The organism is Paraburkholderia hospita (assembly GCF_002902965.1).
GTDB lineage: Bacteria > Pseudomonadota > Gammaproteobacteria > Burkholderiales > Burkholderiaceae > Paraburkholderia > Paraburkholderia hospita.
Map to the genome: position 1 here is coordinate 313486 of NZ_CP026108.1, position 18452 is coordinate 331937.

At 62.9% G+C, this 18452-nt stretch carries 12 protein-coding genes and 1 pseudogene; 5 read left to right on the forward strand and 8 right to left on the reverse strand.

Features of this window, described 5'->3' with window-relative positions:
* Nucleotides 1-81: 81 nt before the first annotated feature.
* Nucleotides 82-1839 (reverse strand): ATP-binding protein, encoded by a 1758-nt coding sequence (locus tag C2L64_RS45840; RefSeq protein ID WP_103154352.1) that lies wholly within the window; start codon nucleotides 1837-1839, stop codon nucleotides 82-84.
* 365 nt (nucleotides 1840-2204) lie between these two features.
* On the opposite strand from C2L64_RS45840, the gene C2L64_RS45845 reads away from it, so the two are divergent.
* From C2L64_RS45845 to C2L64_RS45860, 4 genes are read left to right on the forward strand one after another with little or no spacing between them, the layout of a single operon-like run.
* Entirely contained in the window at nucleotides 2205-2885 is a 681-nt protein-coding gene (locus C2L64_RS45845) for a response regulator transcription factor (protein ID WP_103153983.1), read from the forward strand.
* Between the two features lie 27 nt (nucleotides 2886-2912).
* On the forward strand, nucleotides 2913-7904 hold the full coding sequence (locus tag C2L64_RS45850; RefSeq protein ID WP_103153984.1) for an AAA family ATPase: 4992 nt from the start codon (nucleotides 2913-2915) through the stop codon (nucleotides 7902-7904).
* A gap of 12 nt (nucleotides 7905-7916) precedes the next feature.
* The gene (locus C2L64_RS45855) at nucleotides 7917-10892 is read left to right on the forward strand and encodes a response regulator (protein WP_103153985.1); all 2976 of its coding nucleotides are present in this window, start codon (nucleotides 7917-7919) and stop codon (nucleotides 10890-10892) included.
* A gap of 2 nt (nucleotides 10893-10894) precedes the next feature.
* Complete coding sequence (locus C2L64_RS45860; protein ID WP_103153986.1) at nucleotides 10895-12058, forward strand: hybrid sensor histidine kinase/response regulator; 1164 nt, start codon at nucleotides 10895-10897, stop codon at nucleotides 12056-12058.
* A gap of 77 nt (nucleotides 12059-12135) precedes the next feature.
* On the opposite strand, the pseudogene C2L64_RS45865 reads toward C2L64_RS45860, so the two are convergent.
* The 7 genes and pseudogenes from C2L64_RS45865 to C2L64_RS45895 all read right to left on the reverse strand — a co-directional run.
* A pseudogene (locus C2L64_RS45865) lies at nucleotides 12136-12416 on the reverse strand (IS6 family transposase); the annotation flags it as partial.
* A 616-nt stretch (nucleotides 12417-13032) separates the two neighbouring features.
* A complete protein-coding gene (gene aroQ / locus C2L64_RS45870) occupies nucleotides 13033-13476 on the reverse strand; it encodes a type II 3-dehydroquinate dehydratase (protein WP_103153988.1) in 444 nt (147 codons plus the stop codon).
* A 19-nt stretch (nucleotides 13477-13495) separates the two neighbouring features.
* A complete protein-coding gene (gene aroE, locus C2L64_RS45875) occupies nucleotides 13496-14329 on the reverse strand; it encodes a shikimate dehydrogenase (protein ID WP_103154353.1) in 834 nt (277 codons plus the stop codon).
* The gene (locus C2L64_RS45880; protein ID WP_103153989.1) at nucleotides 14329-15549 is read right to left on the reverse strand and encodes a CaiB/BaiF CoA transferase family protein; all 1221 of its coding nucleotides are present in this window, start codon (nucleotides 15547-15549) and stop codon (nucleotides 14329-14331) included. The genes aroE and C2L64_RS45880 overlap by 1 nt, the downstream gene beginning before the upstream one ends.
* The gene (locus C2L64_RS45885) at nucleotides 15549-16007 is read right to left on the reverse strand and encodes a MaoC family dehydratase (protein WP_079486548.1); all 459 of its coding nucleotides are present in this window, start codon (nucleotides 16005-16007) and stop codon (nucleotides 15549-15551) included. Before C2L64_RS45885 ends, C2L64_RS45880 begins: the two co-directional genes overlap by 1 nt.
* A 1-nt stretch (nucleotide 16008) precedes the next feature.
* Nucleotides 16009-16401, reverse strand: a complete 393-nt coding sequence (locus C2L64_RS45890; RefSeq protein ID WP_079486545.1) for a VOC family protein — start codon at nucleotides 16399-16401, stop codon at nucleotides 16009-16011.
* Nucleotides 16398-17348 (reverse strand): ketopantoate reductase family protein, encoded by a 951-nt coding sequence (locus C2L64_RS45895; protein ID WP_103154354.1) that lies wholly within the window; start codon nucleotides 17346-17348, stop codon nucleotides 16398-16400. Before C2L64_RS45895 ends, C2L64_RS45890 begins: the two co-directional genes overlap by 4 nt.
* A gap of 95 nt (nucleotides 17349-17443) precedes the next feature.
* On the opposite strand from C2L64_RS45895, the gene C2L64_RS45900 reads away from it, so the two are divergent.
* The gene (locus C2L64_RS45900; protein WP_103153990.1) at nucleotides 17444-18349 is read left to right on the forward strand and encodes a LysR family transcriptional regulator; all 906 of its coding nucleotides are present in this window, start codon (nucleotides 17444-17446) and stop codon (nucleotides 18347-18349) included.
* The last annotated feature ends 103 nt before the right edge of the window (nucleotides 18350-18452 follow it).

The following is an 18452-nucleotide window of genomic DNA, read 5'->3' on the forward strand; positions in this document are numbered from 1 at the left end:
ATGCTCGTCAACCGCTCTCCAACGAGAGTTCGAATCAAACTCGGAATTATCGGTTTCATGCGAACCACAACGCAGAGCCGCTCAACAAGGTGCTGACACCGCTAGCGACTGTGCATTCCAGACGGTGTCGGGGTATTTGAGATTGCGTGCGCTTCGCGTCATCGGTTCGAGTGTGGAAATAACGACAGCTGCGCGTCGCGCGCATTCGTCCGTCAGGCCGCGTCGAAGCAGGGCTGGGACGAGAACGGCAGCCAGGTCGATTCCAATCTTTGGCTCGCCCGATGGCGAGAAAGCCCATTCAAAGGCGACGCGCGCGTCGGCGAGTGCATCTTCGCACGATGTTCTCGCGAGCAAAGCGCAGACATACTGCGCGTGCCGTCGCGCGACTTCGCGCGATTCGCCGTCGCGTTCGAGCTGCTGCTTCAGCGCATACGCGCGGGCCGATTCCGACAAACGGTACTTCGCCATTGCGCCATTGAAGCTCACGTCGAGCAGCGACTTCTCGATGAGTTGCGCGAGACAGTCCAATGCGCTCGCGCGGTCAATTTCGTTGTCGCACGCGACTGCAAACACCGCGTCGATGGTGAAGAAGCGGGTGAAGCGCGCGACGCGTAGATAAACAGCCTGCTCGCAAGGACTGAGTCTCACGAAGCTCCAGTCGAACGCGGCGTGCAGCGTGCGATGCCTCGGCTGCGCAGTGCGATAGCCATCGGCGAGCAGCAGAAAACGTTCTTCAAGGCGTTGCCGCACGCCTTCGAGACCGAACACAGAAGCCCTGCCGACCGCGAGTTCGATCGCGAGTGGAAGCCCATCGAGCCGGCGGCATATCTCAGCAACCAGTTGGAGTTCGTTGTCGTCGTCGATGCGCATGCCACAAAGACTCGCGCGCTCCAGGAACAGTCTCACGGCGGGCGACTGAACCAGCCGGTCGCGGCTCTCAACAGCCTGCGGCAAGGCGAGCGGCTCGACACGATACACAGTTTCCGTTGCGATGCGCAGCCGTTCCCGGCTCGTGACCAGCACGTGCAGCGAATCATGCTCGGCCATCAGGCCTTCGACGATGTGCGCCACGTCATCGATGAGATGCTCGGCGTTGTCCAGCACGAGCAGCGTGCGCACGCTCGGCGAATGCGTTGATGCTTGCGATGGGCCGCACTTCGTTTCCCCGCCGTGCGTTGCTGCCTTGTCGTCCAGCGCGTGCGGGATGGCGGACGCCGAATCGCATTGCGACAGATCGACGAACACGACGTCGAATGAGCTATCGCCAGTCTTGCAGTGCGCAAGTTCGATCGCGAGACAGGTCTTGCCGACACCGCCCGGCCCCGTCAGCGTAACGATGCGCGTCAGCGCGAACCGGTTGTCGATTTCTTCGACTGCCGCATCGCGTCCGAGCAGCGACCGTCGTCGCGGCAACGGGTGTGTCGCAGAACTGGCGTCCGTTGCGTCCGCAACCCGCGTGGGCCCGGCACGGTGTTCCGCTGAACGGGCGCACGATGCATCGCGTTTGCGCGTCATGAACCGGTAGCCGCGTCCGGGCACGGTGTCGATCAACTCACGGTGGTCGCCGAGTGCTTTGCGGACAGCGCTGAGGTGAACGTGTATATTGCTCTCCTCGACGACCAGGCCGGGCCAGACGGTTTCCATCAGCTCGTCCTTCGTCACGATGCGTCCGCCCGCCAGAACGATGGCCTTTAGAATGTCGAAGGCCCGCGAGCCCAACGGCACTTCATGGCCATCCTTGCACAACGCGCGAACCCCGAGGTCGAGCTCGAACTGGCCGAGCGGGATGACGGAGCTTCTGGACGCGCTCCCATTCGGCGACATACATGGCATTTCCATGACCGGGCTCATGAGCGTGATCTTGCAGATGATGAAGTGGCCGCACGCGTTCTGTGCGGAGCGTCGCACGCGGGGTTCACATTGCCATCTTATGAACGGACGGGTATGCGCAGCGTTGCGATACCGTTAACGTTTTTTAATGATCGCGGCGGATTTCGCTGCACGCAAGCAGGCAAGCGGCTCGGCGGGCCGTTGCCAGCATCACCTTAAAAAAATTTAATTTGCGGCTGTCGCATCGTGCACGTCGTCGGCGCGATAATGAAAGGTCAGCGCGACGGTGCACTATTTCGCCCGGTTTGCACACGTCAGTGGCCTCTTTGTCAGGGCGCGCATGGCGCGTGACGAGCGGGCCACGAGTGATTGAAATGAAAATTCTCCTGGTCGAAGACAATCAGCAGGTGGGCGGATTTCTGAAGAAGGGCCTGCTCGAAACCGGCCATGTCGTAGACTGGGCCGACAATAGCCGCGACGGCATGGCGCTCGCGATCGGGGAAACCTACGACGCAATCGTGCTCGACCGCATGCTGCCCGGCGGCATCGACGGACTGAGCATCGTCGCTGCGTTGCGCGCGTCGGGCAACAAGGTCCCCGTTCTCATTCTGAGCGCGCTCGACGAAGTCGACGAACGCATCCGCGGACTAAAGGCAGGCGGCGACGATTACGTGGCCAAGCCGTTTTCCTTCGGCGAAGTGGTGGCGCGTCTTGAGGCGCTCGCGCGCCGCTCGCAGGACAATCACTTCGAAACAGCGCTTAAGGTCGGCGACCTGTGCATCGACCTGCTGTCACGCAGGGTCACGCGCGGCGGCAAGGCGATCGTCCTGAAGCCGCGCGAATTCAAACTGCTCGAATATCTGATGCGTCACGCGGAGCAGGTCGTCACGCGCACGATGCTGCTCGAAAACATCTGGGAATACCATTTCGATCCGCAAACGAACGTCATCGACGTGCATGTGAGCAAGCTGCGTCAGAAGATCGATACGGGTTTCGAGCGGTCCTTGCTCCGCACGATTCGCAACGCAGGCTACATGCTCACTGCCGCCGCCTGAGCCGGACCTGTGCGCGAGGATGGAACCATGAGGTTGACGGGCTACGACAGAACGACATTGAGTGACGATGGTCAGTTCGTGCTGTCGCGCCTGACGAGCCATGCCGCGTCGCAAAGCTGGCTGACCGTCACGCCGTCCGCGTCGCAGCCGCAGCCTGAAAGCCACGAGCGGCTCGAGCACGCGTATCAGTTGCGCGGTGCGCTCGACGGTGCGCACGTCGCACGGCCCCACGCGCTGTTGCGCGGCGACGGCAGCGCGACGCTGGTGCTCGAAGATCCAGGCGGCAATTCGTTGCGCGTCGTGCAGCCGGGGCCTTTGCCGATCAGCCGCTTTCTGGCGGTGGCCGTCAATCTTGCGTCGGCGCTCAGTTCATTGCACAGCCGCGGCCTCACCCATAACGACATTCGCCCCGGCAATATCCTGTTCGACGGCGACACGGATGCCGTGGCGCTCACGGGGCTCGGCTTGGTGTCGAGCGCGCCGCGCGAGCGTCCGCTGACGGGCTTGCCGACCATGGCGCTTGAAGCGCTTGCGTATCTTTCGCCGGAGCGCACGGGCCTGGTGAACCGCTGGTCCGACTCACGCGCCGATCTCTATTCGCTCGGCGTCGTGTTGTACGAAATGCTCACGGGGCAGTTGCCGTATCGCGCCAGTTCGCCGGCGGAATGGCTGCATTGCCATACGGCCAAGCTGCCGATTCCCGTCGCGGAATGGATCGACAGCGTGCCGGAGCAACTGGTTCCCATCATCGCGCGGCTGCTGTCGAAAGACGCGGCGCAACGCTATCAGACGGCAGAGGGACTCGAGCACGATCTGCGGCGTTGCCTCGAAGCATGGCGAAAATCAGGCAGCGTCGAGCCGTTCGCGCCGGGCGCCGCCGACTTGCCGGATCAACTGCAACGGCCGTTTCGTCTGTATGGGCGGCAGAAGCAGGCGCAAACGCTCGAGGCCGCGCTGAACCGCGTCGTCGGGAGCGGTAAGACGGGCGTGGCGCTCGTGTCGGGTTATTCGGGCATCGGCAAGTCGACGCTGGTCAACAGCTTGCGCATGACTTCCGCCGCGTCGCGCGGATGGTTCGCGTCGGGCAAGTTCGAGCGCTATAAGCGGGACATTCCGTATGCGACGCTCGCCCAGGCGTTCCAGATGTTGACTCGTCAGTTCATCGACGACGGCCTCGATGCACATGAAGATCTGCGTGAGCGTCTGCACGATGCGCTGGGCGCCTATGGGCAGCTGATCGTCAATCTGATTCCCGAGCTTGAACTGATCATCGGGCCGCAGCCGCATGTGCCCGAGCTTGCGCCGCAGGAAGCACGCACGCGCTTTCTCGCCGTCTTCACGCGGTTCATCGCCGCGTTTCCTCGCCATAGTCAGCCGCTCGTGCTGTTTCTCGACGACCTGCAATGGAGCGATGCGGGCACGCTGAGCCTGCTCGAAACGCTGTGCGAGTCGAACGTGGAAAACGTGCTCGTGGTCGGCGCGTATCGTGACAACGAAGTGGGGCTCACGCATCCGCTCAGGCGTTCGATCGACGCGATCCTGCAGACAGGAACGCCCGTCGATGAAATCATGCTGGCGCCGCTGCAATTCGACGACGTGTCGCGCCTGATCGGTGATGGCCTGAAGACAACGCGGCGCGAACTGGACGATCTGAGCCGGCTCGTGTTCGAGAGAACCGGCGGCAATCCGTTCTACGTCGTGCAGTTTCTGCGGTTCCTCACCGACGAGCACCTTCTTGCGTTCAATCTCGAACGCCGTGTGTGGACATGGGACGCTGAGCGTTTGTGCGAAGCGCGCTTCGCGGAAAGCATCGTCGATCTGATGGTCGGCAAGATTGAACGTCTGCCGCAGCCGACGCAGGTGCTGCTTGCGCAGTTTGCGTGTCTCGGCGGCAGGGCGACGTCGTCGCTGCTTGCGCGTATAAGCGGCAACGAAGCGGACCTGGAAGCGACGCTCGCCGATGGCGTCGAAGCGGGCTTGCTCTACCGCAGCCGTGACGGCTTCGCGTTCGTTCACGACCGCGTGCACGAGGCCACTTACGATCTGATACCGGCCGACCGGCGCGCCGAGACGCATCTGCGGATTGGCCGGATTCTCGCGGCGCAGCCATCGACGGACGAAGAGCGCAGCATCTTCGAGATCGTCAACCAGTACAACCGCGTGATTCATCTGCTCGACGAGCCGCAGGAGCGCGCGCGGGTCGTTGGATTCAATCTTGAAGCGGGGCAGCGCGCGCGCGCGTCGTCCGCTTATGGATCGGCGCTGACCTATCTGTCGATTGGCAGCGAACTGCTCGGCGAAGACGGATGGGACGCGGGTTACGCGCAGAAATTCCAGCTCGAAAGCCAGCGCGCCGAGTGCGAGTTTCTGACGGGCGACACGGAAAGCAGCAAGCAACGGCTTTCGACCCTCGACCGGCGTGCCCGCACGCTGTCCGACCGCGCGGCCATCACGTTCCTGCGTGTTACGCTCTACACCGCGCTGGATCAGATGAATCTCGCCGTGCAGACCTGTCTCGACTTTTTGCAGCATGTCGGCATCGACTGGTCGCCGCATCCCGGCCGGAGCGCGGCACGCGAAGAATACGACCGGCTGCTGCAGGGAATCGGCGCTGCGCCGATCGAAACGCTGGCCGACCTGCCGTTGCTCGAAGACGCCGAGTTGACGGCGACCATGAACGTGCTGACGGCCGTGCTGCCGCCGGCTTTTTTCAGCGACGAGAATCTCGTCTGCCTCGTGCTGTGCCGGATGGCGAATCTCAGTCTGGTGCATGGCAACAGCGATGCCTCGTCGCTTGGATATGCGTACCTCGGCATGGTCGCGGGCCCGATCTTCGACGATTACGATGCGGGCTACCGCTTTGGCCAGCTCGGGCTGTCGCTGGTCGACGGATGCGGGCTCGACCGCTTCAAGGCGCGCGTGTACATGTGCTTCGCGTATCACGTCACGCCGTGGACCAAGCCGATCCGCACTGGCCTGCCGCTGCTGCGGCGGGCGTTCGAGGTCGCGAGCGAAAGCGGAGACCTGACGTATATCGGTTTCAGCAGTTGTTGCACGGTGACGACGCTGATCGCCGCCGGTGAGCCGCTCGCCGAAGTGGAGCAGGAAGCGCAACGGCGTTTGCAGATCGTGCAGGCCGCGAAGTTCGGCCTGATCGTCGACATCATCACCGCGCAGCTTGGCCTGATCCGCTCATTGCGTGGCGCTGCGGCCGGGCACGACGAGTTCCGCAATCCGTTCGACGACGCCGCGTTCGAGCGCCGGCTGGACGGCGATCCGAGCCTTGCGATCGCGGCGTGCTGGTACTGGATACGCAAGCAGCAGGCATGCTATCTGGCGGGCGACGTCGCAGGCGCGATGCACGCGCAAAGCAAGGCGTCGCCGTTGCTGTGGACTTCATCCGGTCACTTCGAAATCGCCGAATACCAGTTCTTTGCCGGGCTCACGCGTGCGAGCTGGCATGACGACGCGCCGGAAGAGGAGAGGGCGGCAAACCTCGCGAAGCTCGGCGAGCATCATCGCCAGCTGGAACTGTGGGCGGCGCACTGTCCGGCCAACTTCGGAAGCCGTGCGGCGCTGGTGCGCGGCGAGATCGCGCGGATCGGCGCGCGCGAGTTCGAAGCAATGACCTGTTACGAAGAAGCCATCCGTCTCGCGCGCAAGCATGATTTCGTGCACGACGAAGCGCTCGCGCACGATATCGCCGCGCGCTTCTATCTGAAGCGCGGCTTCTCGACCATTGCGGGCGCCTACCTTCGCAACGCACGGCGCGCGTGGCTGCGCTGGGGTGCGAATGCGCGGGTCAAGACGCTGGACAGACATTACGGCGATCTGATCCGCGAAACCGTCGAGCATGCGCCGACGCACAGCGTCGTCGCCGGAGATCTCGACGTCGAAACCGTGACGAAGGCGTCGCAGGCGATATCGGGCGAAGAGGTTGCCGCACGTCTGATGCGCACGTTGATGACCATCATGCTCGAACACGCGGGCGCACGCCGCGCGCTGCTGGTGCTGCCGCGCGACGAGGTCTTGTGGATCGAGGCAGTCGCCGAGGCGACGCGCGACGGCACGCAAGTGCGCATCGACAGCCGGCCCGTGACGTCGCAGGATCTCGCGCGCGCGGTGCTGCACGAAAGCATTCGCACGCAGCGCCCCGTTCTGCTCGACGATGCGTCGTCCGACCAAGCGTTCTCCGCCGATGAATACTTCGCGGCAAATCGGTCTCGCTCGGTGCTGTCGCTGCCGCTCGTCAAGCAGTCGAAGCTGATCGGCGTGCTGTACCTCGAAAACGAACTGGCGTCCGGCGTCTTCACGCCGGCGAGGCTCGCAGTGCTCAGGCTGCTCGCGTCGCAGGCGGCCGTGTCGCTGGAAAACGCGTCGCTCGAAGAGAAGCAGGCGTTGCTCGCGGAGAAAGAAGCGCTGCTGCATGAAGTGCATCACCGCGTGAAGAACAATCTGCAACTGATCAGCAGTTTGCTGAACCTGCAGGCCGAACGCGTCACGGACAAGGCCGTCGCCGAACTGTTCGCCGACAGCCGCAACCGCGTGCGCTCGATGGCGATGGTGCATGAGAACCTGTACCGTGCCGGTAACTTCGCGCGCATTTCGATGACGCAACACGTCACGACACTGTGCGGCCATCTCGCGCGCGTCTACGACATGGGGCGGCTGGGCGTCGACATGCAGATTGCCGTGGACGACATCCAGCTCGACATGAAGCGCGCGGTGTCCTGCGGTTTGATCATCAACGAGCTGGTGTCGAACGCGCTCAAGCATGCGTTTCCAGAGCAACGCGGCGGCGTGCTGCGAATCGAACTCACGGCGCTCGACAACCAGCGCTGCGAACTGCGCGTCGCGGACGACGGCGTTGGCCTCGCACCCGGCTTTTCGTTCGAACGCGACGAAACGCTCGGCCTGCGCCTTGTCCACGATCTCGTGCTGCAGCTGCGCGGCAGCATCGAAGTCAGTCAGCAACATGGCACCATCTTCACCATTCACTTCAATGCAGCGGAACCTTGACGGGACCACACGATGACTTCGGCCCGTATCCTGATCGTCGAGGATGACCGTATCGTTGCGCGAGACATCGCGCAGCAGATGAAACGCGCAGGCTACGTCGTGGCTGGTACCACGGCGAGCGGCGAGGAAGCGCTCGCGCTCGTCGAGCAATGGCAATGGCAGTCGGAGCCGGGACCGGATCTGGTGCTGATGGATGTGCGCCTCGAAGGCGAGCTCGACGGTATCGACACCGCGCGGCGTATCCGGGCGGCGTGCGACATTCCCGTCGTGTTCCTCACCGCCTATGCAGACGAGGAGACCATCCATCGGGCGACGACGGCTGAGCCGTTCGGCTACGTCCTCAAGCCCTTCGACGACGTGCAGTTGCGCACCGTTGTCGAGATGGCGCTTTACAAGCATGGCGCGGAGCGCCGCCTGCGTGAAAGCGAGCAGCGTTACGCCGTCACGCTGTCGAGCATCGGCGACGGCGTGGTCGCCACCGACGCCGAAGGCTGCGTAACCTTCGTCAATCCCGCAGGCGAGGCGCTGACGGGCTGGCCGCGCGACGAAGCGGCAGCGCGGCCATTGCGTGACATGTTCCAGATCCACGACGAGGCCACGCGCACGCCGATCGTCGATCCGATGACGGCCGTGCTCCAAAGCGCGGGTGATGGCGGCCTGCCGGCACGGGCGATTCTGCGCGTGCGCGATGGCAGCGAAATACCCGTCGAGTGCACGGGCACGCCGATGACCGATGAGCGCGGCGCACGTCTGGGCGTCGTGATCGTGTTCCGCGACGTGACGCAAAAGCGCCACGCGCAGGAAGCTGAGATTCTGCGCGAAACCAATGCGCGGCTCGAAATGGCGATGTACGGCTCGAATGTCGGCGTGTGGGAAATCGACATGCCGGAAGGCGATTACAAGCGAGGCTTTGCGCGCTACTCGAATATCTACGAGTGGCTAGGCTTCGAAACGCCTCAGGCGCGCCTTGATTACGAGACGTATATGAGTGTGCTGCATCCCGACCATCGCGCGAGCACCGATGTTGCCGTCGCGTCGTTCCTGAAAGACGGCGATGGCGTGTTCGAGTTGGAGAACCGGCTGCGGCATCGCGACGGCAGCGACCGATGGGTGCTGGTGCGCGGCACCGCACGCCGTGACGCGACGGGCAAGCCGGTTCGCTTCGTCGGCAGTCTGGTCGACATCACGCAACTCAAGCTGACCGAGCAGGCCTTGCGCGCGAGCGAAGAGCGTTTTCGCGGCACCTTCGAAAACGCCGCCGTGGGCGTTGCGCATTGCGGTCTCGACGGTCGCTTTCTGCGCGTGAACCGGCGTTCGAGTGAAATTGTCGGCTGGGAGCGCGATGCGCTGCAACTCAAGCGGCTGCACGAGCTGATTCAGCATGATTTCGCCGCGGCGAGCATCGACCGGTTCCGTTTGTTGACGGAGGGCAAGCTCGAGCATTACTCGGAGGAGGTGCCGCTGGTCACGTTCGACGGTGCGCGGGTCTGGGTGGGACTGTCGGTCGCGCTTCAACACGATGCGTCCGGGCGGACGAGCCACGTGATCGTCATCATTCAGGATATTTCCGCGCGCAAGGCGCTGGAAGATGCCGTGCGCGTCGCAAAAGAAGCAGCGGAAGCCGCCAATCGCGCCAAGGACCAATTCCTCGCCAATATCAGCCACGAATTGCGCACGCCGCTGAACGGCATTCTCGGCTATGCGCAGATGCTACAGCGCGACGCGAGGCTCGACGCGCGGCAACAGGCGGGTGTCAGCGTGATCGAACAGAGCGGCCAGCATCTGCTGACGCTCATCAACGACATTCTCGATTTCGCGCGTCTGGGCGCGGGCAAGCTGGAACTTCAGGTTGGCGAAGTGTCGCTGGGCGCGTTCCTGGGGACGATCGCCGAGATCGTCGGCGTGCGTGCGCAGCAGAAGAATCTCGTGCTGAACTACGTTGCGGCTGAGGACCTGCCTGCCGTGGTTCGCGTCGACGAACGCCGCCTGCGCCAGGTGCTGCTCAATCTGCTCGCGAATGCCGTCAAGTTTACCGACCATGGCGAAGTGAGCCTGACCGTCAGCCGTGGCGCGATCGAGCGTGTACGGTTCGAGGTGCGCGATACGGGTATCGGGGTGAATCCCGACCGGCTGGAGGCGATCTTCCAGCCCTTCGAGCAGGCGGGCGATCATACGCGGCGCAGCGGCGGCGCAGGGCTGGGGCTCGCGATCAGCCGGCAGCTCGTGCGCATGATGGGCAGCGAGATATACGTCTCCAGTTCGGCAGGCGAGGGCAGTGTTTTCTGGTTCGAACTGGAAGCGCCTGCGTCGGCGGCGGAAACGGGGCTGTGCGCGCCAAGGCTTCAGGCGGGCAGCCTGGAGGGCGCGGGCCGAACGATTCTCGTGGTCGACGACGTGTCCGCCAACCGGGCGCTACTGGCGGAGGTGCTGGGACGGGCCGGTTTCCACGTGATTGAAAGCGGCGACGGGCACGACGCGCTCGCCAAGGCCGCCGCTCACGCCCCCGAGCTGATCATTCTCGACACGGTGATGCCCCTGATGGGCGGCATCGAAATGCTGACGCATCTGCGCGGTTCGCAAACCCTTGCGAAGACGCCTGTGATCGTCGTTTCCGCCGACGCGTCCGAACGCAACGCGCGCGCCAATATCGATGCGGGCGCAGATGTCTTCCTCGCCAAGCCGCTCGATCTCGACCGGCTGCTGCGCTCGGCCGCCGAACTGCTCGGCATGCCAACGCGGCCGGTTGCGTCATCGTCTTGCGAGGCCGGGCAGCCAGTGGTTATCCCGCCACGCGAAGAAATGATCGCGCTGCACCGCTGCGCATTGCTCGGATCGATGCGCGACATCAACCGGCACGCGGACCGGCTCGTAACGCTGCATGAGAAGTACGAACCATTCGCCGCGCGCTTGCGGCAACTGACCATGACCTACGAATCGCAGGCTCTGCTTTCATTGATCGAACACCATCTGAATAACGAAGGGAATTGACAATGGGAGAGCCGAAAAACCATGACGCTCCCGTGGTGCTGGTTGTCGACGACACGGCGGCGAATCTGGGCCTCGTCGTCGATACGCTGGAAGCCGAGGGGCTGCGCGCCGCGGTGGCGCGCGATGGCCACGAAGCGTTGCGCCGCGCCGAGCTGGTCAAGCCCGATCTGATCCTGCTCGACGTGATGATGCCGGGACTGGATGGCTTTCAGACCTGTCGCGCGCTGAAGGACAACCCTGTCACGCGCGATATTCCCGTGATCTTCATGACCTCGCTGACGCAGACGGAAGATAAGATCATGGGCTTTCGCGTCGGTGCGATGGACTTCGTGACCAAGCCGCTGCAAATGGAGGAAGTCGCCGTTCGCGTGCAGACGCACCTCAAGCTGCGCGCGTTGCAACGGCTGCAACAGGAACAGAATGCCCGACTTGAAGAAGAGATCAAGACGCGCATCCAGGCGCAGGACGCGCTGATCGAAGTCTTGAACGGCGTGCGCAACGTATCGAACGCGATTGCGCACGATCTGCGTACGCCGCTGACCGAATTGCGCTCGCGGCTCGAAGTGCTGCTGCTGGGCTTGCGCAAGAAGGGCGATGAAGACACCTTGGGGCAGCTCGAAGGCGCAATGGCGGACGTCGATCGGGTGATCGGCATTTTCAATGCGCTGTTGCGTCTAGCTGAGATCGATGCGGGCGTACGGCGTTCGGGCTTTGCAGAAAGCGACGTGGTGACGATTCTGTCCGATGCCGTCGAGTTCTATCAGCCTGTTGCGGAGTTGCGCGGCATTTCGCTTTCGTTGCTTCTGTGCTCGGAAAGCGAAGTGCTGGCCGTCGTCGATCCGCTGCTGCTCGCGCAGGCGATCGGCAATCTGATCGACAACGCGCTCAAGTATGCGCGGGAAGATGGCGAGGTTGGGGTTTCGCTGTGCGAGCATGAAGATCATGTCGAAATCACCGTTACCGACGATGGCCCAGGTATTCCCGCCGCCGAACGGACCAAGGTCACAGAGCGGTTCTACCGCGGCGACCATAGCAGAGGAACGCCGGGCGTCGGCCTTGGACTCGCGCTGGTCAAGGCGGTCGCGACGCTGCATCAGGGCTCGCTTGAATTTGCCGACAACGCTCCAGGGCTTGCGGCGACGATGACGATCCGGCGGAGGACCTAGTTTCCTGCGCTAAGCTGGTGAGGGTTCTTCCAGGTTAATGAGCGTCGACTACCGGTTCGACGTAAGAGTAGTCATCGTTAACAGACAACCTCATCGACAGCGCTGGCGATGGTCCAATCGTGCCATTTGCGAAGCGTTCCTTGAGTATGGTGCGGTGACGTACCACGGTCATCTGATGTCTGGGCAACGCCAAGTGCTGGCGGATCGGGCCGAAACATGAGAGAAACGCCTGCGCGTGCGCGGCGCATCGCATCGCGCCACACATCTGGCGCTCGCGCTTGCGGGTCGGCTGGTGGCTGTCCCCGGCGCCATTGTTCACGCATGTAGCCGCTTTGACCAGCACGTGATGATAACGCGCACGCTGTCGATGCATCTTAACTCCGGTTGACGCATGAGCTTTGCTGCGAATCCATATTCGTCTCGTTGCCCGGTGCCGGTCGATAGCACATAAAGATTGTCATGCTCGCAACCTGGTTCCGCTCACTCTCCGCGTGACATAGCGAAGTAAAAAATCTGTTGGAGCGGACTTCTATGTCGACTTCTCCGATCAGGTCTGGTGTGCCGACGCTCCTGCTGAGTCCCGATCTACGTCCGGTAATCGATGCCTTGCCGCCGTGCACCGCCGCCGACTCTGGGCGAACTGTCCGCAATCTTATGCACGAAGTGACTGCTCCACTTCGATACCCACCATTGAATCAATACGGCTCGACCTGAGCATAGGGGTCGAATATGGCAGTTCGTGCATGAGGCGTCGTACGTGATCATCTTTCTAACGCGAACTCCGAGTGCGCCGGCCAGCTCTGATAATTCGCGGGTAATCGCCCATCGACCTTTGACGATTGAGCGGCCGCTCGAGATTCTGCACGTGGTCATTCGGCCGCTGCGCCGCAGTCTTGACGCATGTGAGCTGAAAAGCAGCGTCCGCGAAGTCCGCATCGGTTCCAGTCCGTGCTGATGCGAGATTTGCGATTCCCTCACGTGCGTCGGTTCTGGGAGACTGCGGCTCGCAAGGCGAGCAGATAACTTTCAACCCCGAAGCCGCAGATTTGCCCGTCGACGATCTCGGCGAATACCGAGTGATGTCGGAACGATTCCCGGGCGTGGATGTTGGACATATGCAATTCCACGACGGGGCAGGTGAGAATAGCCAGCGCATCGCGTATCCCGTAGCTGTAGTGTGTCCACGCCCCGGCGTTGATCAGCACGGCGTCACAGTGCTCCTCGAAGGCGCGATGAATGCGCTCGCACATTGCCCCTTCACTATTCGTCTGGAACGATTCCACTTGCACGCCAAGCTCGACGCCGAGAGCCTGCAGCCTGGCATCGATTTCGGCCAGCGTGATTGTTCCGTACTGCACCGGGTCGCGTTTGCCAAACATATTGTGGTTGATACCGTGAAGCATCAGGATCGTTTTCACTCGTCACTCCATTGCATTCTCAGTCGAGCGGCACAGTAAGCCGATCGATCACGGCCCGGGTCTGGGGCCGCACGCCGCGCCACCATGCGAACGCTTCGGCTGCCTGCTCCACCAGCATGCCGACACCGTCTGCGACACCTTGTACGCCTGCGTTTCGAGCGAGTCTCAGGAACGGCGCTAGCCGCTTGCCATAGGCCAGTTCATAGGCCGCGCCGGTCGGGCTGAAAACGCTCGGTGGAACGGGTGGGAGTTCGCCCGTCAAGCTAGCCGACGTCGCGTTGACCACGAGGTCGAACTGTCCCATCGCCTCGAGATTGGCGTAGCCGCAAGCGGCAAGCGGCCCGCTCGTGCTGACCTGGTCGACCAGCGCCCGAACCTTTGCGATGTCCCGATTGGCGACGACGAGTTCCGCGGGTCGCGCGGCAAGGAAGGGCAGCAATGCGCCACGCACTGCGCCGCCCGCGCCGAGGACTAGCACGCGTTTGCCGGCCATCGGCAGGTTAAGATTGACCTCGATGTCGCGCAGCAGGCCGAGGCCATCGAAGTTCTCAGCGATGATCCGGCCGTCCTTAAAGCTCAGCGCGTTAGCGGCGCCAGCCAGCGCCGCGCGCTCGCTGCGCTCGTCAGCCATCGCGAACGCTTTCAACTTGAACGGCGCGGTCACGTTCATGCCTTTGCCGCCCACTGCGATGAATCCGCGCACGGTCGCAGCGAACGCGTCCTGCGGCTCCAGCGGACCTTCGATCGCCGTATAGGACATGTCCTGCTGGGTCTCTTCTGCAAATTGACCGTGGATCAGCGGGGACTTCGTATGGCCGATCGGATTGCCGATCACCGCGTACTGGTCAGTCATCATGGCCTCACCTTTGAACACAACACACCTTCGGTCTGCATCGCGTCGATTTCGGCAGCGCCGAAACCCAGCGATTGCGCCACTTCCGCGTTGTGCTGACCGAGATCGGGCGCGACGTCGCGGATCGTCGTATCGCAGTCCGAGAAGCGGAAGGGCAGATTCGGCAGACGGAATGTCCCGTAGCGAGGGTGCTCCTGCTCGACTACCATGCCGCGCGCGACGATCTGCGGATCGGCAAGTACCTCATCGATACGCTGCACCTTCGCACACGGCACATCGATGCCGTCGAGCAGTGCAAGCACCTGCGCAACCGGTCGGTTTGCCACCCAGGGCTTCACGACGGACAGAATGTCCAACCGGTTCGCGTTGCGTCCCGCGAGGGTGTGAAAGCGTGTGTCGGTGCCAAAACCGTCCGGTCCGCCATGCGCCTCGATCAGAGCTGCGAAGCGCTTCCAGGCGTCGTCCACCTGCGCCGCGATCACGAGGTCGCCGTCGGCGGCACGGAACACGCCATAGAGCGTCGACGTGGGCATATCGTGGCCCGTCTGCTCCGGCAGGATGCCTTGCATCGTGTAACACTGCACCGCGTATTCGTGCATCGACACCAGCGTGTCGTACAGCGCCATGTCGATGTGTTGGCCGCGCCCGCTCTTCACGCGGCCGAGCAGTGCGGCATTGATCGCCGCTACGGCGTGAATGCCCGTATACATGTCGCCCAGCGAGATGCGCATCAATGGCGGCGGTTCACCGGGCGTGCCGATCATCTGCATGATCCCGCTCTTCGCTTCGGCAATCAGGCCGAAACCTGCGCGGTGCGCGTCCGGTCCCGTGTGGCCGTAGGCCGAGATCGAGCAGTAGACGAGGCCCGGATTGCGCGCGGACAGTTCGTCATAGCCCAGCCCGAGTTTGTTCAATGCACCCGGCCGGTAGTTCTCGACGAACACGTCCGCCGAGTCACACAGCCGCTGCATGAACGCCTTGCCGCGCGCGTCGCGCATGTTGACGCTGACGCCGCGCTTGCCCATGTTCAGTTGCAGGAAATAGCCGCTCTGCTCGTCGTCGAGCACGGTTGCGTGCTGACGTCCGGCGTCGCCGCTGCCTGGACGCTCGACCTTGATGACTTCGGCACCGAGCGCCGCGAGACAACGTCCGACATACGGACCGGCCAGAAAATGGCTGTAATCGACGACGCGGATACCTTCGAGAGGACGTGCTTGCATCAGAATGCTCCCGGTCGGCGCGGCACCATCAAGCGATGCTCGCCATGCTGGACGACCAGGCCGTCCTGATTGATCAGTTCGGACGGCAGTACGACGATGCCCCAGCCCGGACGGCTCTTGCTCGCGCGCATCGTGCCCACGCGGAACTTCACGTGCAGCACGTCATTGACCTTGATCGGAAGGTTGAAGTCCCACGTCCAGCCGAGCGACATGCCGGGCAGGAAGCGGTATTCGCTCTGGGTCTTGAGCCCATCGGCGATAGACAGGCCGAACAGACCATGCGCGACGATCGAACCGAAGTGGCTCGCGTTCGCATATTCCTCGTCCACGTGAACCGGCGTGTGATCGCCGGTGAGGTCGGCGTAGGCCAGAATGCGTTCCTTTGTCACCGTGTAGGTCGGGCTCATGCACACGTCGCCCTCGTTGGCGTCGTCCCAGTACTTATCGATGATCGTCATCTCAAACCTCCGCACGCGGGTTGATGTCCAGCGCCCGCGCCACGCATGAAGCGGGCTTGGCCTGAATCAGTTCGACGGCGAGGCCGTCCGGCAGGCGCAACCAGTTGCGTCCCTGCGGCATTTCGCTGACGTCATACTGTTGCGCGGCGGCGAGCGCCGCTTCCATGTCTTCGCACATCACGCCCAGGTGACCAAGGCGGCCTTCGGGCGCGTCATGCTGCGGGTTATGAATGAATTGCAGCCCGCCGAGCGTCCAGTACTGCCGTGGTTCTTCGACGGTGCCGTCGACCTCGCGCATCGTCATGCCGAAAACGTCTTCGAAAAAGCGGATGTGCCAGTGAATGTCCTTCACCCAGATGGCGACATGCTCCAGATAAGCCTTGCTGCCGTTCATGCATTTGTCTCCCTGCGTTGTCGGTCGGCCATGGCGCGCTCGATGCCCTTGATGCAGGCGACCAGCGTCGCGTTGACGGGCGTCGGCACGCCGTGCCGTTGTCCCCATCGCACGACCGCGCCGTTGATAAAGTCGATTTCAGTGATGGAGCCTTTTTCGAGGCTTTGCAGCATCGAGGTCTTGAAGGCGGAAGAAAGGCCTTCGCCAGCGAGGATCCACGGGCGTTCAGGATCAGTGGTGGAAAGCGTTACGCCAGCGGCGTGAGCGACTGCGATTGCTTCAGCGACTGCCGCGAGCGCAGCCGTCTTCAGAAGCGGCTCGTCGTAGAGTTGGCCGTAGGTGAGGCCAGTCGTGCCCGTCAGCGCGCCGGTTGCGACATTGACGAGCAACTTGTCCCACATCGTGCCGACTATGTTGTCGCTGACGGTGGTAGCCAGCCCGGCGGCGTTGAAGGTTTCAGCGATCGCCATCACGCGGGAAGTGATCCCGCCGTCGAGTTCGCCGATATAAGTCGCCTTGCCAGCGACGCCGGACTCGATGTGCCCCGGATTGCGCATCACGCCGCCGACATAGGTCTTGCCGGCCAGCACGCGCCCACGACCCACGATGTCCGCCAGCACATCTTCGTGCCCGAGGCCGTTCTGCAACGACAGGACAAGCGTGTCGGGTCCGACGAGCGCCAGGGCGCCACGCATCGCTGCATCGGTATGAAATGACTTGACCAGCACGACCACCAGATCGACGGCGCCCACTTCGGCGGCACGCGTCGTGGCCTTTACTTCCACACGACGCGTGCCATTCGCATCGTCTACGCGCAGACCGTCGCGCCGCATGGCCTCCACATGCGCCACCGAGCGGTTCAGCAACCACACCTCGTTGCCGCCTTCCATCAGCGCCGCGCCGATGGCACAGCCCAGAGCACCCGCACCCAGAATCACAATCTTCACTGCCGTCTCCTTAATCTGGAGATCAAGATACGATTCGATGCTCATGTCGGCAATGCAATGGATACAATGACGTCATTGCACCAGACAATAATGGTATGAACCCGGCAGAACTCCCCGATCTGAAACTGCTGCAGCTTTTCGATCTTCTCTACGACGTCCGCAATGTCACGCGTGTCGCGGAGCAACTCGGACAGAGTCAGCCGACCGTCAGCATCTGGCTCGGGCGTTTGCGTGAGCATCTGCAAGACCCGCTGTTCATCCGTACGCCTGGCGGCATGGCACCGACGCCGCAAGCCGATGCGCTGATCGGTCCGTGCCGGGAGATTCTCGAATCACTGCGGAGTTTCGCTGCGTGGGAGATTGCATTCGATCCCACCACCGCCAAGCGGCGGTTTCGCATCTGCATGACCGACGCGAGCCACATCACGCTGCTTCCTCGAATGCTGGCGCACGTGCGCGCGCAGGCGCCCGGGATCCGTCTCGAAGCGGCCAGGATCGACGGCAATACCGAACGCGCGCTGGAGTCAGGTGAGGCAGACCTTGCGATCGGTCACGTGCCCTGGCTCGGCGGCGGCATTTACCAGCAGCAGTTGTACACGCAGGACTGGGTGTGTCTGATGAACAGGCATCATCCGCGCGTGCGCGGAAAGCTCGGGCTCAAGCAGTACCGCGCGGAAGGCCATGTCGCCATCGCGGCAGGGACGGGGGCGCAACTGCTGGAGCAGGCGCTGGTGCGCGAGAACGTCGAGCGGGACGTGGTACTCGAGCTGCCGGGTTTTCTCGGGCTCGGGGCCATCATCAAGAGCACCGACCTGATTGCCACGCTGCCGCGGCATATCGGCGAGACGCTGGCGAAGGTGAATGACCTGTCGGTTCATCCGTGTCCGATGCCGGTGGAGGGGTTTGCCGTGCGGCAGCACTGGCACGCCCGCTATCACCACGAAGCGGGAAATCGCTGGCTGCGCGATCTGGTGGTTCAGCTATTCAGCAGTTTGCGGTGACCAGACTCCAGGTTTTCCACAACGCGCACTCCCATGCGCGAGTTTCTGTTTGAGAAAGTCGACGCAGACGCGCAGCTTTGCCGACTGCGCCGAGCGTGCCGCC

Excerpts from the sequence above, each read along its gene's own strand:
- C2L64_RS45880 (WP_103153989.1), bottom strand. The coding sequence starts at position 15,549 with ATGCAAGCACGTCCTCTCGAAGGTATCCGCGTCGTCGATTACAGCCAT.
- C2L64_RS45900 (WP_103153990.1), top strand. The coding sequence starts at position 17,444 with ATGAACCCGGCAGAACTCCCCGATCTGAAACTGCTGCAGCTTTTCGAT.
- C2L64_RS45855 (WP_103153985.1), top strand. The coding sequence starts at position 7,917 with ATGACTTCGGCCCGTATCCTGATCGTCGAGGATGACCGTATCGTTGCG.
- C2L64_RS45850 (WP_103153984.1), top strand. The coding sequence starts at position 2,913 with ATGAGGTTGACGGGCTACGACAGAACGACATTGAGTGACGATGGTCAG.
- C2L64_RS45845 (WP_103153983.1), top strand. The coding sequence starts at position 2,205 with ATGAAAATTCTCCTGGTCGAAGACAATCAGCAGGTGGGCGGATTTCTG.
- C2L64_RS45840 (WP_103154352.1), bottom strand. The coding sequence starts at position 1,839 with ATGGAAATGCCATGTATGTCGCCGAATGGGAGCGCGTCCAGAAGCTCC.
- C2L64_RS45885 (WP_079486548.1), bottom strand. The coding sequence starts at position 16,007 with ATGACGATCATCGATAAGTACTGGGACGACGCCAACGAGGGCGACGTG.
- aroE (WP_103154353.1), bottom strand. The coding sequence starts at position 14,329 with ATGACTGACCAGTACGCGGTGATCGGCAATCCGATCGGCCATACGAAG.
- C2L64_RS45890 (WP_079486545.1), bottom strand. The coding sequence starts at position 16,401 with ATGAACGGCAGCAAGGCTTATCTGGAGCATGTCGCCATCTGGGTGAAG.
- C2L64_RS45860 (WP_103153986.1), top strand. The coding sequence starts at position 10,895 with ATGGGAGAGCCGAAAAACCATGACGCTCCCGTGGTGCTGGTTGTCGAC.